General features: G+C 45.0%; 9 protein-coding genes, 9 tRNA genes and 3 rRNA genes. 19 read left to right on the forward strand and 2 right to left on the reverse strand.

Translation table 11 applies throughout. The features are described from left to right. Positions 1-5: 5 nt before the first annotated feature. Positions 6-734, reverse strand: a complete 729-nt coding sequence (locus QNH20_RS01995; RefSeq protein ID WP_283921282.1) for a rhomboid family intramembrane serine protease — start codon at positions 732-734, stop codon at positions 6-8. A gap of 93 nt (positions 735-827) precedes the next feature. On the opposite strand from QNH20_RS01995, the gene acpS reads away from it, so the two are divergent. From acpS to QNH20_RS02025, 6 genes are all read left to right on the forward strand, one after another. Next, complete coding sequence (gene acpS, locus QNH20_RS02000; RefSeq protein ID WP_283921283.1) at positions 828-1,175, forward strand: holo-ACP synthase; 348 nt, start codon at positions 828-830, stop codon at positions 1,173-1,175. 425 nt (positions 1,176-1,600) lie between these two features. After that, positions 1,601-2,614, forward strand: a complete 1,014-nt coding sequence (locus QNH20_RS02005; RefSeq protein WP_283921284.1) for a LolA family protein — start codon at positions 1,601-1,603, stop codon at positions 2,612-2,614. A 130-nt stretch (positions 2,615-2,744) separates the two neighbouring features. Then, on the forward strand, positions 2,745-3,908 hold the full coding sequence (alr, locus tag QNH20_RS02010; RefSeq protein WP_283921285.1) for an alanine racemase: 1,164 nt from the start codon (positions 2,745-2,747) through the stop codon (positions 3,906-3,908). A 263-nt stretch (positions 3,909-4,171) separates the two neighbouring features. Then, the gene (locus QNH20_RS02015) at positions 4,172-4,453 is read left to right on the forward strand and encodes a CopG family ribbon-helix-helix protein (protein ID WP_071354167.1); all 282 of its coding nucleotides are present in this window, start codon (positions 4,172-4,174) and stop codon (positions 4,451-4,453) included. A 4-nt stretch (positions 4,454-4,457) separates the two neighbouring features. Next, entirely contained in the window at positions 4,458-4,808 is a 351-nt protein-coding gene (ndoA, locus tag QNH20_RS02020) for a type II toxin-antitoxin system endoribonuclease NdoA (protein WP_007083556.1), read from the forward strand. 164 nt (positions 4,809-4,972) lie between these two features. After that, positions 4,973-7,159, forward strand: coding sequence for a Tex family protein (locus QNH20_RS02025; RefSeq protein WP_283921286.1), 2,187 nt, complete (start codon positions 4,973-4,975; stop codon positions 7,157-7,159). A 67-nt stretch (positions 7,160-7,226) separates the two neighbouring features. Here QNH20_RS02025 and cmpA read toward each other — a convergent pair whose 3' ends face one another. Next, the gene (cmpA, locus tag QNH20_RS02030) at positions 7,227-7,340 is read right to left on the reverse strand and encodes a cortex morphogenetic protein CmpA (RefSeq protein WP_139311313.1); all 114 of its coding nucleotides are present in this window, start codon (positions 7,338-7,340) and stop codon (positions 7,227-7,229) included. 97 nt (positions 7,341-7,437) lie between these two features. On the opposite strand from cmpA, the gene QNH20_RS02035 reads away from it, so the two are divergent. The 13 genes from QNH20_RS02035 to rrf all read left to right on the forward strand — a co-directional run bounded on the left by QNH20_RS02035 (position 7,438) and on the right by rrf (position 13,968). Continuing rightward, positions 7,438-7,911 (forward strand): SprT family protein, encoded by a 474-nt coding sequence (locus QNH20_RS02035; RefSeq protein ID WP_283921287.1) that lies wholly within the window; start codon positions 7,438-7,440, stop codon positions 7,909-7,911. A 119-nt stretch (positions 7,912-8,030) separates the two neighbouring features. Continuing rightward, positions 8,031-8,105: transfer RNA gene (locus QNH20_RS02040), tRNA-Asn, on the forward strand. Positions 8,106-8,108: 3 nt separating this feature from the next. Next, positions 8,109-8,199: transfer RNA gene (locus QNH20_RS02045), tRNA-Ser, on the forward strand. Between the two features lie 9 nt (positions 8,200-8,208). Next, a tRNA-Glu gene (locus QNH20_RS02050) sits at positions 8,209-8,280 on the forward strand. 57 nt (positions 8,281-8,337) lie between these two features. Further along, positions 8,338-8,412, forward strand: a tRNA-Gln gene (locus QNH20_RS02055). A 17-nt stretch (positions 8,413-8,429) separates the two neighbouring features. Next, positions 8,430-8,514: transfer RNA gene (locus tag QNH20_RS02060), tRNA-Leu, on the forward strand. A 62-nt stretch (positions 8,515-8,576) separates the two neighbouring features. Further along, positions 8,577-8,662 (forward strand) — tRNA-Leu (locus QNH20_RS02065). A 61-nt stretch (positions 8,663-8,723) separates the two neighbouring features. Next, positions 8,724-8,800 (forward strand) — tRNA-Arg (locus QNH20_RS02070). 9 nt (positions 8,801-8,809) lie between these two features. Further along, positions 8,810-8,886, forward strand: a tRNA-Pro gene (locus QNH20_RS02075). Between the two features lie 14 nt (positions 8,887-8,900). Further along, a tRNA-Gly gene (locus QNH20_RS02080) sits at positions 8,901-8,974 on the forward strand. 113 nt (positions 8,975-9,087) lie between these two features. After that, a 16S ribosomal RNA gene (locus tag QNH20_RS02085) occupies positions 9,088-10,637 on the forward strand. A gap of 201 nt (positions 10,638-10,838) precedes the next feature. Further along, positions 10,839-13,774, forward strand: a 23S ribosomal RNA gene (locus QNH20_RS02090). Positions 13,775-13,852: 78 nt separating this feature from the next. Continuing rightward, positions 13,853-13,968 (forward strand): 5S ribosomal RNA (gene rrf / locus QNH20_RS02095). The 16S, 23S and 5S rRNA genes sit together here with 9 tRNA genes alongside, the layout of an rRNA operon. Positions 13,969-13,990 lie beyond the last annotated feature (22 nt).

The following is a 13,990-nucleotide window of genomic DNA, read 5'->3' on the forward strand; positions in this document are numbered from 1 at the left end:
CCCTGTTATTTTTGTGCTAATAACCCTACGATGGCGATGATGATGATCGCGGCCCATATCAGCACTTTTACGGGAGATTGTCTGGCTGCGCTCTTCCGTTTGCTGCTGGCCCAGTTTGCCGTGCTTTTAATCGATTTAGAAAAGTCCTTTTTATTATAATAAGGAATGGCCCCAAGTAAAAAGCCGCCAAGTAAGCCAAACAGATGGGCGATAATATTTATATTTGGCTGTAAAAAGGTCATAATCAAGCTGACAACACAAAGAGTGAGGATAATTTGCGAGTTTTGCTTGGATAGCATATGTTTCTGAAACGTGATAATCGCAATATAATAGCCAAAAAGTCCAAATATTGCTCCGCTTGAACCAACATGGGTATAGGTTAACGGCTCAAGCAACAAGGTTGCGACATTAGCAATCAGTCCGGACAGGAGATAAACGAATAAAAACTTGCTGCTTCCAAGCATGCGCTCTAGTGCCGGGCCGAATAAAACCAAAGAAAAACTATTAAACAGCATATGAGAAAAACCGCTGTGAATAAAAATTGGGGTAATCAGCCGCCAAACTTCCCCTTCCATAATATAAAGATTGACTCCAGAAAAGGTTTCAAAGAACCAATAGTTTGGGAATATTGGTAAAATGGTTAAAAGATATAATACTAAGTGAATGGCAACAATAATAGAAACCATTGGATAAAAGCGGATAAATTCACGAAAGCTTTCGGTTCTAGTAAACAACGTAAAAACCTCCTTTCACTTACCATCATATACAGAAATTCTGTCTTGTACACTATTATGCAGCATATATTTTAAATAGAAGGAAGATGAACGATGATTAAAGGGATTGGTATTGATATTATTGAACTTTCAAGAGTTCGCAATCTCATCACAAGACAAAGCAAATTTGTCGACCGGATCTTAACGATGAATGAAAAGAATAAGTTTGAAGACCTTTCTGAAGCGCGAAAGGTGGAATTTTTAGCAGGAAGATTTGCCGCAAAAGAAGCCTTTTCAAAAGCAGCGGGCACAGGAATTGGGAGAGAACTGTCCTTTTTAGATATTGAAATTGGAACTGACGCATCCGGGAAGCCTTTTATTGTAAAGCCGGATGTTCAGGCGCACTTATCCATCTCCCACAGCAGGGAGTATGCGGTCGCTCAGGTCATTATTGAACTATGATAAAAATCTTTGTTCCAGCGCACAACGGCAAGTGTATGGCTCTCTTCTCCTTGTAATGAGCCACAGCCATTCGAATATAACTCTGTATTGTCTTGCTACAGCGCCTAGGGGCTCAGGGTAATAAACACTAAGGAAAGCTCCTTAGAATATTCCTCGCAGGAACAAGCTGTGCTTGTTCCGAAGGTGCTTTCACTTTTCTGCTTTACTTTTTCTCATACGGGTCCGTCCAATCCATATGCAGCTAAACGGGGGATTACTACTTTTTTAAATAGCTTGGCAACCTTTTTCGCATATTCCCTCTGGTTGTCTCATATATTCATAGGGAAATAGGAGAGACAAGGTCAGCTATGGTTATATTGAAGCCTGATTCCTGCCTTTCTCTTCTTTGATTATCATATGAAATGAGACAAGAAGGGGTTGAAGGAATGAGGAAAAAGTGGTTGCTCCTTATGATGGGGCTGATCGTCATCTTAATGCTCGCTGCCTGTGGCTCAAAGTCACAGGACGATGTGGTGAAAGAATTAAAGAGTAAACAGGAAGACTTAACCAGCTATAAGGTAAATGCAAAAATGACGTTGAAAATGGGCTCTGATTCACAGGTGTATAAAGTAGAAATCTGGCATAAGGATCCTACTTTCTACCGCGTGAATTTGAAAAATGCTGCAAAAGACCAAAGCCAAATGATTTTACGAAATAACCAAGGGGTTTTTGTTCTTACACCAGCATTGAATAAGAGTTTCCGTTTCCAAAGTGATTGGCCGCAAAACAGCAGCCAAGCCTATTTGTATGAATCGTTGATTAAAGATATTGTTGCTGATAAAGATGCCAAGTTCTCCTCGACAAAAGACCATTATATATTTGAAACGATAACCCGTTATCAAAATAATAGCATGCTCCCATTTCAAGAAATTAAGCTCAATAAAAGGGATTTATCGCCTGCTGTTGTAAAAGTGATGGATCCTGACCGAAATGCCCTTGTGACGGTCGAGTTCTCGAAGGTTACGTTTAAAGCGAATTTTGACAAGGACGCTTTTGATATGAAAAAGAACATGACACGTGCTCAGATTAATTTACCGGCAATGTCAGATGGCAGCGATAAATCCTTTACCGTTATGTATCCGACTTATGAGCTTAAAGGGACAAAGCTAGTGGAAGAAAAAGCAGTCAAGATAGAAGATGGTAAGAGGGTTGTCCTCACGTATGACGGTAAAAAATCATTTACACTTTTCCAGGAAAAAGTAACAACAAAAGCTGCTTCGGCCACTCCGACTTATGTGGAAGGTGATATCGTTGATTTAGGTGTGACAATTGGTGCGGTGTCCGATCACTCCCTTTCATGGTCACATGGCGGCGTTGATTACATGATAGCATCGAAAAACCTAACCAGGGCAGAAATGATTGAGGTAGCAAAATCGGTTCAAGGCGATGCAGTAAAATAAAAATTTTAGCACGAGGCGGGCTCTTCTTGAGGGGGCCTGTTTTGTTTTTGGTAAAAAATACATAAAAGCAGTGTATATATTTTTTATGGTAAAATATATTATGTTTCAATTCGAATTAGGAAGTGGAAATATGGAAGAGCATGGATATTTCTATCGGGATACTTGGGCAGAGATCGATTTAGATTGTATTGCTGAAAATGTAATCTCCGTTAAAAAACAATTACCGCAAGAAGTCGATATTTTTGCTGTTGTAAAAGCAAATGCCTATGGACACGGGGATGTTCAAGTGGCGAAAACAGCACTTGCTGCAGGGGCAGTGTATCTAGCGGTCGCCTTTATGGATGAAGCCATTGCTTTAAGAAATAAAGGAATCAATGCCCCGATTCTTGTGTTGGGTGCGACACGTCCTGAGGATATCCGTATGGCAGCACGCTTTTCGATCACCCTTACTATTTTTCAGAAGGAGTGGCTGGAGGAAGCGCAAAAACACTTATTGACTGATGAGCGTGTTTCATTGCACATCAAAGTAGATACCGGTATGGGCAGGCTTGGTGTTCGGACCAGTGAGGAATTAAAGGCTGTCGAGCAAATGATCTTAGGGGATGATCGATTCCAGTTAGAAGGGATCTATACACATTTTGCCACGGCGGATGAACTGGACGATAGCTATTTTCAAGAACAATTAGCATTATTTGAGACTATCTTAGGTGCACTAACAAAACGGCCAAAGTACATTCATTGCAGCAATAGCGCGGCAGCCATCCGTTTCCCTAAAGCCTATTTTAATGCGGTTCGGCTGGGGATTGTCATGTACGGCTTGACGCCATCCATCGAAATGGAAAAAGAAATTCCTTTCCCGTTAAAAGAGGCATTCTCATTACAATCTCGGCTTGTCCATGTGAAAAAGCTCCAGAAGGGCGATAAAGTAAGTTACGGGGCAACCTATGAAAGTGATCAAGAAGAGTGGATTGGCACGATTCCAATTGGCTACGCAGACGGATGGATCCGTAAGCTGCAAGGTCAGGAAGTGCTAGTGGGCGGAAAGCGTTCGATGATTGTCGGCAGAATTTGTATGGATCAATGCATGGTGCGTCTTCCTTCTTATATGCCGATTGGGACCACGGTAACATTAATTGGCAGGCAGGAGGACCAGTTCATATCGGTTAATGAAATTGCTGATAAACTTGATACCATCAATTATGAGGTTCCATGTATCATTGCGAATCGTGTTCCCCGTCTTTATAAAAAAGGCGGAAAAATTGTCGATATAAAAAATTACCACCTTAACAATTAACAGGCCTAAATAAAGAAATTGGAACATATTTATGATATTGCGGTAATTTGTGCATAAAAGCATCTTTTATTGGCTTATAATACAATAGAATTATATTTAGTCTATGAATTGGGCTTAATAAGTGTTAATATAAAATATGGTACAGATAAAACTCGTCGAATGACAGGCTTAAGTGCCGCTTCATGAGGCGTTGTTTTTATGCGTCAGAATGCATTTCTGGTTAGCTAAAAAATGGTGTGTAGTGATGGTGGAGGTGTATGTTTGTGTCTGAATCCGGCGCAACTACGGAAATCTTAGTAAAGTTACCGCAACATCTTTTAACTGAGTTAGATGGTTTCGTTAAACAAGAAAATGTAAACCGCAGCGAGTTTATTTACCAAGCAACAAAAATGTATTTGCGCGAACGAAAAAAGAGACAAATTCGCGAGTCGATGAGACGTGGATACATGGAAATGGCAAAGATAAATCTTAGAATTGCTTCTGAAGCATTTCAAGCAGAATATGAGGCAGAACATACTGTAGAACGTCTTGTAAGCGGAGGATAAACCTTTGATTGTCAAACGTGGTGACGTATATTTCGCGGACCTATCCCCAGTTGTTGGTTCTGAACAAGGCGGTGTCCGACCTGTACTTGTCATCCAAAACGACATCGGGAATCGGTTTAGTCCCACAGTAATTGTTGCAGCGATTACAGCTCAAATTCAGAAAGCGAAGCTTCCTACTCATGTTGAAATTGATGCTAAACGCTACGGATTTGAACGAGACTCGGTCATTTTGTTAGAGCAAATTCGTACAATTGATAAGCAGCGGTTAACCGATAAAATTACCCATCTCGATGACGAAATGATGGAGAAAGTGGATGAAGCCTTGCAGGTAAGTTTAGGTCTCATCGAATTTTAGCTTTTAGTACGCTCTTTTTAAAAAGAGCGTTTTTTTGTACATATCCTGCCTTGATACTTCTGCCTATGAGCAAGCTATATAGCTTGCTTTTCTTTTTTTTAAGAGACGTGATTTTTGCCCATTAATGAAACACCTATGTTAATTTGATACAATATAAAAAAAGAATGGAGGATTATTTTGTGAATGATACAACCGTAAAAGATGATCAGCTAATAGGTAAAATAGCCGCTGAACTAGCGATTTCTTATAAACAGGTGAAAAGTGTTATTTCATTATTGGATGAAGGCAATACAGTTCCCTTTATTGCCCGTTACCGTAAGGAAATGACGGGTGCCCTTGATGAAGTGCAGATTCGTACTATATTAGAACGAAGGCAGTACATACAAAACCTTGAACAAAGAAAAGAAGAAGTACTAAGGATTATTGCTGAGCAGGGCAAATTAACGGACGAGCTAAGTCAAAGTATTACGAAGGCGGAAAAACTTCAAGAGGTTGAAGATTTATATCGGCCTTATAAACAAAAAAGGCGAACAAAAGCGACTGTTGCAAAAGAAAAAGGGCTGGAACCATTTGCTGAGTGGCTGATGACTTTTCCTAAGGACAGCATCGATGAAAAAGCCAAGCAATTTTTAACAGAAGAAAAAGAAGTTCTTACGGTTGAAAATGCAATTGGCGGTGCTAAAGACATCATCGCTGAATGGGTTTCTGATGATGCAGAAAGCCGTAAATGGATTCGCAAAGAAACGCTTAAATCTGGCATGGTGTTATCTGTTGTAAAAGAGGCTGAAAAAGACGAGAAAAACGTTTATGAAATGTACTATGAATATGAGGAACCGGTAAATAAAATCGTTCCCCACCGGACACTAGCCTTGAATCGCGGTGAAAAAGAAGACATTTTACGTGTCGCGATTAAAATGAATGCAGATATCATTATGTCGTATTTATCGAGAAAATGGATCCGTAATCAGCATTCACCGGCAGCTCCCATAGTATTAGAGGCCATGGAAGATAGCTATAAAAGATTGATTCAGCCATCGATTGAACGGGAAATCCGCAGTGAATTAACCGAAAAGGGCGAAGAACAAGCGATACATATTTTCTCTGAGAATCTCCGGAATTTGCTGTTACAGCCACCGTTAAAAGGAAAAGTGGTCATTGGTGTTGACCCTGCCTACCGAACAGGCTGTAAGTTGGCAGTTGTAGATGATACAGGTAAGGTGTTGAAAATTGATGTCATCTATCCACACCCGCCAGTTTCCAAAACAAAAGAAGCGCGTGAAAAGTTTATGGCGATCCTGCGTGAATATAAAGTGGAAATGGCGGCAATCGGAAACGGTACAGCGTCAAGGGAAACTGAGCAGTTTGTGGCAGATATTTTAAAAGAAATGAATGAGGAAATCTTCTATTTAATCGTTAATGAAGCGGGTGCCAGTGTTTATTCCGCATCTGACCTTGCGAGAGAAGAGTTTCCTAATTTCCATGTCGAGGAAAGAAGTGCAGTCTCAATTGCCCGTCGTTTGCAGGACCCGCTAGCTGAATTGGTAAAAATAGATCCTAAATCAGTGGGTGTCGGCCAATACCAGCATGATGTTTCTCAAAAACGCCTTTCTGAATCATTGCACTTTGTCGTCGAGACAGCAGTTAACCAGGTTGGTGTCAATGTGAATACAGCTTCTTCGTCGCTTTTGCAATATGTAGCCGGGCTGAACAAAACGGCCGCCAATAATATTGTGAAAAAGCGTGAAGAGGAAGGAAAATTTACGAGCAGGGTTCAATTAAAGAAAGTGCCCCGCCTAGGAGCCAAAACCTATGAGCAAGCAATCGGTTTTTTACGTGTTTTAGATGGTAAGCAGCCGCTTGACCGGACAGGGATTCATCCGGAGAACTACGATGAAGTGAAGAAGCTATTAGCTAGTCTTGGCTTTACTAGTAATGACTTGGGATCGGAAGAGCTAAAAACGGCGCTTAACGGCCTTGATTTAAAAGCTGTTTCCGAAGACCTTTCAATCGGTGAATTAACCTTAAAGGATATTATTGACGCCTTGGTAAGACCGGAACGAGATCCACGCGATGATTTGCCGAGACCTCTTCTGAAAAAGGATGTCTTAAAGTTAGAGGACTTAAAATCAGGAATGGAGCTTCAAGGAACTGTAAGAAACGTCGTTGACTTTGGTGCGTTTGTTGATATTGGTGTAAAACAAGATGGGCTTGTTCATATTTCCAAATTAAGCAATCGCTTTGTGAAACATCCGTTAGACATTGTCTCCGTTGGTGATGTCGTCACGGTTTGGGTGGATTCGGTTGATATGAAAAAAGGCCGCGTTGCCTTAACCATGCTGCCGCCATCATAAAATAACGAGAAGTACCGGTGACTAGTGGAAATATTGTATGGCGCATAAGTAAATGGAAACACTGCTTCTAGGAGCAGTGTTTTTTTCTGTAAAAAAACCAGCACTGATTTAACAATTTAATCTGATAGCGATCCTTCTCATAAAAAGCCCTTTTCATTTGGTTTTGAAACCAAGTTGGCATAAGGAAAACCTCCCGAAAAGTTCATCATTCTAAAGGTATATACAATATATGCTATAATAGGTTGTCATGTTCGCACGGAAGGTGAGGTATCACTAAAATGGAACAGAAAGAACTTCAATTACTAGTTGAAAAGATATCTGTTGAGCTATTTGAAAAACCATTTAAGCATAAAGCTTCGTTCAACCCAAGATTAAGATCGACAGGTGGAAGATACCTTCTTGGCACACATAATATTGAAATCAATAAAAAGTATTTAGAGCAGCTCGGTGAAAAAGAACTTGTGGGAATTATTAAGCACGAGCTTTGCCATTACCACCTTCACCTAGAGGGAAAGGGCTATCAGCATCGAGACCAAGAGTTTAAGATGTTATTGAAAAAAGTAGGGGCACCCCGATTTTGCACACAGCTGCCTGAGAGAAAAGTGAAACGCTCAGCAATAAAGATTCTTCTTTATCAGTGTGCGAAATGCAAGCTTTCCTATGAGAGAAAAAGAAGCATTGATACCAGTAAATATGTTTGCGGAAGTTGCAGGGGGAAATTGACGAAAATGAAAGAAATAATCTTGGAATAGCGTAAGATTTTGGCAAAGATTTTTATCTAAAAATCGTATTGACTTTCTATTATTTCGTCATTATAATGGTAAGAGTCGATAGGGCGAGTGCCTTATTGAAGCAATATGATAATCATTATTCCGCAGTAGCTCAGTGGTAGAGCTATCGGCTGTTAACCGATCGGTCGTAGGTTCGAGTCCTACCTGCGGAGCCATATGGGGAAGTACTCAAGAGGCTGAAGAGGCGCCCCTGCTAAGGGTGTAGGTCGGGTAACCGGCGCGAGGGTTCAAATCCCTCCTTCTCCGCCATAAAATTTTGGCCCCTTGGTCAAGCGGTTAAGACACCGCCCTTTCACGGCGGTAACACGGGTTCGAATCCCGTAGGGGTCATCAGGGACGGGGAGTGACTTTGTTTCATTTCCTGTTTCTTATTCTTAATAACATTATTGGGCTATAGCCAAGCGGTAAGGCAACGGACTTTGACTCCGTCATTCGTAGGTTCAAATCCTGCTAGCCCAGCCATTTATATTATTCCATATGCGGGTGTGGCGGAATTGGCAGACGCACCAGACTTAGGATCTGGCGCCGCAAGGCGTGGGGGTTCGACTCCCTTCACCCGCACCAAATATTACCTCTTGAATAAAGCTGGTAAACATGTTATGATTGTTTTCGTCGCTAATTAATATGCGGTCGTGGCGGAATGGCAGACGCGCTAGGTTGAGGGCCTAGTGGGGGCAACCCCGTGGAGGTTCAAGTCCTCTCGGCCGCACCAAAAAAACTTATTGACAAACCAAACTGAGTATGATAAACTTTAAAAGTTGGTTTCACAAGATGCGCCCGTAGCTCAATTGGATAGAGCGTCTGACTACGGATCAGAAGGTTATGGGTTCGACTCCTTTCGGGCGCGCCATTAGTTTAACGGGAAGTAGCTCAGCTTGGTAGAGCACTTGGTTTGGGACCAAGGGGTCGCAGGTTCGAATCCTGTCTTCCCGACCATTCGAAATTTATATGCGGGTGTAGTTTAGTGGTAAAACCTCAGCCTTCCAAGCTGATGTTGTGAGTTCGATTCTCATCACCCGCTCCAAACATACCTTATATTGTTCTTTGAAAACTAAACAAACAAAAACGTCAACAAACAATAACTATTAGTTTCTTATCGAAACTAAGCCAACGTTTTATTTTATGAGCTAATCAACTTTCTTGGAGAGTTTGATCCTGGCTCAGGACGAACGCTGGCGGCGTGCCTAATACATGCAAGTCGAGCGAATCAATAGGAGCTTGCTCCTGTTGGTTAGCGGCGGACGGGTGAGTAACACGTGGGCAACCTGCCTGTAAGACTGGGATAACTTCGGGAAACCGGAGCTAATACCGGATAATCCTTTTCCTTACATGAGGAAAAGCTGAAAGTCGGTTTCGGCTGACACTTACAGATGGGCCCGCGGCGCATTAGCTAGTTGGTGAGGTAACGGCTCACCAAGGCGACGATGCGTAGCCGACCTGAGAGGGTGATCGGCCACACTGGGACTGAGACACGGCCCAGACTCCTACGGGAGGCAGCAGTAGGGAATCTTCCACAATGGACGAAAGTCTGATGGAGCAACGCCGCGTGAGTGATGAAGGCCTTCGGGTCGTAAAGCTCTGTTGTTAGGGAAGAACAAGTACCGGAGTAACTGCCGGTACCTTGACGGTACCTAACCAGAAAGCCACGGCTAACTACGTGCCAGCAGCCGCGGTAATACGTAGGTGGCAAGCGTTGTCCGGAATTATTGGGCGTAAAGCGCGCGCAGGCGGTCCTTTAAGTCTGATGTGAAAGCCCACGGCTCAACCGTGGAGGGTCATTGGAAACTGGGGGACTTGAGTGCAGAAGAGGAAAGCGGAATTCCACGTGTAGCGGTGAAATGCGTAGAGATGTGGAGGAACACCAGTGGCGAAGGCGGCTTTCTGGTCTGTAACTGACGCTGAGGCGCGAAAGCGTGGGGAGCAAACAGGATTAGATACCCTGGTAGTCCACGCCGTAAACGATGAGTGCTAAGTGTTAGAGGGTTTCCGCCCTTTAGTGCTGCAGCTAACGCATTAAGCACTCCGCCTGGGGAGTACGGCCGCAAGGCTGAAACTCAAAGGAATTGACGGGGGCCCGCACAAGCGGTGGAGCATGTGGTTTAATTCGAAGCAACGCGAAGAACCTTACCAGGTCTTGACATCCTCTGACAATCCTAGAGATAGGACGTTCCCCTTCGGGGGACAGAGTGACAGGTGGTGCATGGTTGTCGTCAGCTCGTGTCGTGAGATGTTGGGTTAAGTCCCGCAACGAGCGCAACCCTTGATCTTAGTTGCCAGCATTCAGTTGGGCACTCTAAGGTGACTGCCGGTGACAAACCGGAGGAAGGTGGGGATGACGTCAAATCATCATGCCCCTTATGACCTGGGCTACACACGTGCTACAATGGATGGTACAAAGGGCTGCGAAACCGCAAGGTTAAGCCAATCCCATAAAACCATTCTCAGTTCGGATTGTAGGCTGCAACTCGCCTACATGAAGCCGGAATCGCTAGTAATCGCGGATCAGCATGCCGCGGTGAATACGTTCCCGGGCCTTGTACACACCGCCCGTCACACCACGAGAGTTTGTAACACCCGAAGTCGGTGGGGTAACCGTAAGGAGCCAGCCGCCTAAGGTGGGACAGATGATTGGGGTGAAGTCGTAACAAGGTAGCCGTATCGGAAGGTGCGGCTGGATCACCTCCTTTCTAAGGATATAAGCTGGACATATGAGCCAGACAAAAATAGTTTGTTTGATTGTTTTCTGTTTGTTTAGTTTTGAGGGAGCAATTCTCTCGAAACTTTTTTGTTCCTTGAAAACTAGATAATCGTAAGAAGAAGCAAAGTAAACATCGAGTAATCGCCATTTTAGTTTTCTCTCTATTTTTAATAGAGAAATAAACCTTTTAGGTTAAGTTAGAAAGGGCGCACGGTGAATGCCTTGGCACTAGGAGCCGATGAAGGACGGGACTAACACCGATATGCTTCGGGGAGCTGTAAGTAAGCTTTGATCCGGAGATTTCCGAATGGGGGAACCCACTGTTCGTAATGGAACAGTATCTTTACCTGAATACATAGGGTATTGAAGGCATACCCGGGGAACTGAAACATCTAAGTACCCGGAGGAAGAGAAAGCAAACGCGATTCCCTGAGTAGCGGCGAGCGAAACGGGACATAGCCCAAACCAAGAGGCTTGCCTCTTGGGGTTGTAGGACACTCTACATGGAGTTACAAAGGAACGGGGTAAATGAAGCGACCTGGAAAGGTCCGTCATAGAAGGTAAAAGCCCTGTAGTTGAAACTTCGTTCCCTCCTGAGTGGATCCTGAGTACGGCCGGACACGTGAAATCCGGTCGGAAGCAGGGAGGACCATCTCCCAAGGCTAAATACTCCCTAGTGACCGATAGTGAACCAGTACCGTGAGGGAAAGGTGAAAAGCACCCCGGAAGGGGAGTGAAATAGTTCCTGAAACCGTGTGCCTACAAGTAGTTAGAGCCCGTTTATGGGTGATAGCGTGCCTTTTGTAGAATGAACCGGCGAGTTACGATTACATGCAAGGTTAAGTTGAAGAGACGGAGCCGCAGCGAAAGCGAGTCTGAATAGGGCGAATGAGTATGTGGTCGTAGACCCGAAACCAGGTGATCTACCCATGTCCAGGGTGAAGTCCAGGTAACACTGGATGGAGGCCCGAACCCACGCACGTTGAAAAGTGCGGGGATGAGGTGTGGGTAGCGGAGAAATTCCAATCGAACTTGGAGATAGCTGGTTCTCTCCGAAATAGCTTTAGGGCTAGCCTCACGTAGTTAGAGTCTTGGAGGTAGAGCACTGTTTGGACTAGGGGCCCTCATCGGGTTACCGAATTCAGACAAACTCCGAATGCCAAAGACTTATCCGTGGGAGTCAGACTGCGAGTGATAAGATCCGTAGTCAAAAGGGAAACAGCCCAGACCACCAGCTAAGGTCCCAAAGTATACGTTAAGTGGAAAAGGATGTGGAGTTGCTTAGACAACCAGGATGTTGGCTTAGAAGCAGCCACCATTTAAAGAGTGCGTAATAGCTCACTGGTCGAGTGACTCTGCGCCGAAAATGTACCGGGGCTAAACGTATCACCGAAGCTGTGGATTGACACCGTAGGTGTCAGTGGTAGGAGAGCGTTCTAAGGGCGTTGAAGCTAGACCGTAAGGACTGGTGGAGCGCTTAGAAGTGAGAATGCCGGTATGAGTAGCGAAAGATGAGTGAGAATCTCATCCACCGTATGCCTAAGGTTTCCTGAGGAAGGCTCGTCCGCTCAGGGTTAGTCGGGACCTAAGCCGAGGCCGAAAGGCGTAGGCGATGGACAACAGGTTGATATTCCTGTACCACCTCTTTATCGTTTGAGTGATGGGGGGACGCAGGAGGATAGGGTAAGCGCGCTGTTGGATATGCGCGTCTAAGCAGTTAGGCTGGTAAGTAGGAAAATCCGCTTACCGCAAAGGCTGAGCTGTGACAGCGAGGGAAATATAGTACCGAAGTTCCTGATTCCACACTGCCAAGAAAAGCCTCTAGCGAGATAAAAGGTGCCCGTACCGCAAACCGACACAGGTAGGCGAGGAGAGAATCCTAAGGTGAGCGAGAGAACTCTCGTTAAGGAACTCGGCAAAATGACCCCGTAACTTCGGGAGAAGGGGTGCTCTTTGGGGTTCATAGCCTCGAAGAGCCGCAGTGAATAGGCCCAGGCGACTGTTTAGCAAAAACACAGGTCTCTGCGAAGCCGCAAGGCGAAGTATAGGGGCTGACGCCTGCCCGGTGCTGGAAGGTTAAGAGGAGGGGTTAGCGCAAGCGAAGCTCTGAATCGAAGCCCCAGTAAACGGCGGCCGTAACTATAACGGTCCTAAGGTAGCGAAATTCCTTGTCGGGTAAGTTCCGACCCGCACGAAAGGCGTAACGATCTGGGCACTGTCTCAACGAGAGACTCGGTGAAATTATAGTACCTGTGAAGATGCAGGTTACCCGCGACAGGACGGAAAGACCCCGTGGAGCTTTACTGTAGCCTGATATTGAATTTTGGTACAGCTTGTACAGGATAGGTAGGAGCCGTAGAAACCGGAGCGCTAGCTTCGGTGGAGGCGTCGGTGGGATACTACCCTGGCTGTATTGAAATTCTAACCCGCACCCCTTATCGGGGTGGGAGACAGTGTCAGGTGGGCAGTTTGACTGGGGCGGTCGCCTCCTAAAGAGTAACGGAGGCGCCCAAAGGTTCCCTCAGAATGGTTGGAAATCATTCGTAGAGTGTAAAGGCACAAGGGAGCTTGACTGCGAGACCTACAAGTCGAGCAGGGACGAAAGTCGGGCTTAGTGATCCGGTGGTTCCGCATGGAAGGGCCATCGCTCAACGGATAAAAGCTACCCCGGGGATAACAGGCTTATCTCCCCCAAGAGTCCACATCGACGGGGAGGTTTGGCACCTCGATGTCGGCTCATCGCATCCTGGGGCTGTAGTCGGTCCCAAGGGTTGGGCTGTTCGCCCATTAAAGCGGTACGCGAGCTGGGTTCAGAACGTCGTGAGACAGTTCGGTCCCTATCCGTCGTGGGCGCAGGAAATTTGAGAGGAGCTGTCCTTAGTACGAGAGGACCGGGATGGACGCACCGCTGGTGTACCAGTTGTCTTGCCAAAGGCATCGCTGGGTAGCTATGTGCGGACGGGATAAGTGCTGAAAGCATCTAAGCATGAAGCCCCCCTCAAGATGAGATTTCCCATAGCGTCAAGCTAGTAAGATCCCTGAAAGATGATCAGGTTGATAGGTCAGAGGTGGAAGCATGGCGACATGTGGAGCTGACTGATACTAATCGATCGAGGACTTAACCAAGTTTTAAAGCGAACTCGTTTTTACAACACTTCTTCTGCATTATCTAGTTTTGAGGGAATGAAACCTCAAGCAAAATAGTCTGGCAATAATGGCGAGAAGGTCACACCCGTTCCCATACCGAACACGGAAGTTAAGCTTCTCAGCGCCGATGGTAGTTGGGACTTTGTCCCTGTGAGAGTAGGACGTTGCCAGGCTGTTTTTTTAAAACAAATTTTA

This window comes from Neobacillus sp. WH10, assembly GCF_030123405.1.
Classification (GTDB): domain Bacteria; phylum Bacillota; class Bacilli; order Bacillales; family Cytobacillaceae; genus Neobacillus.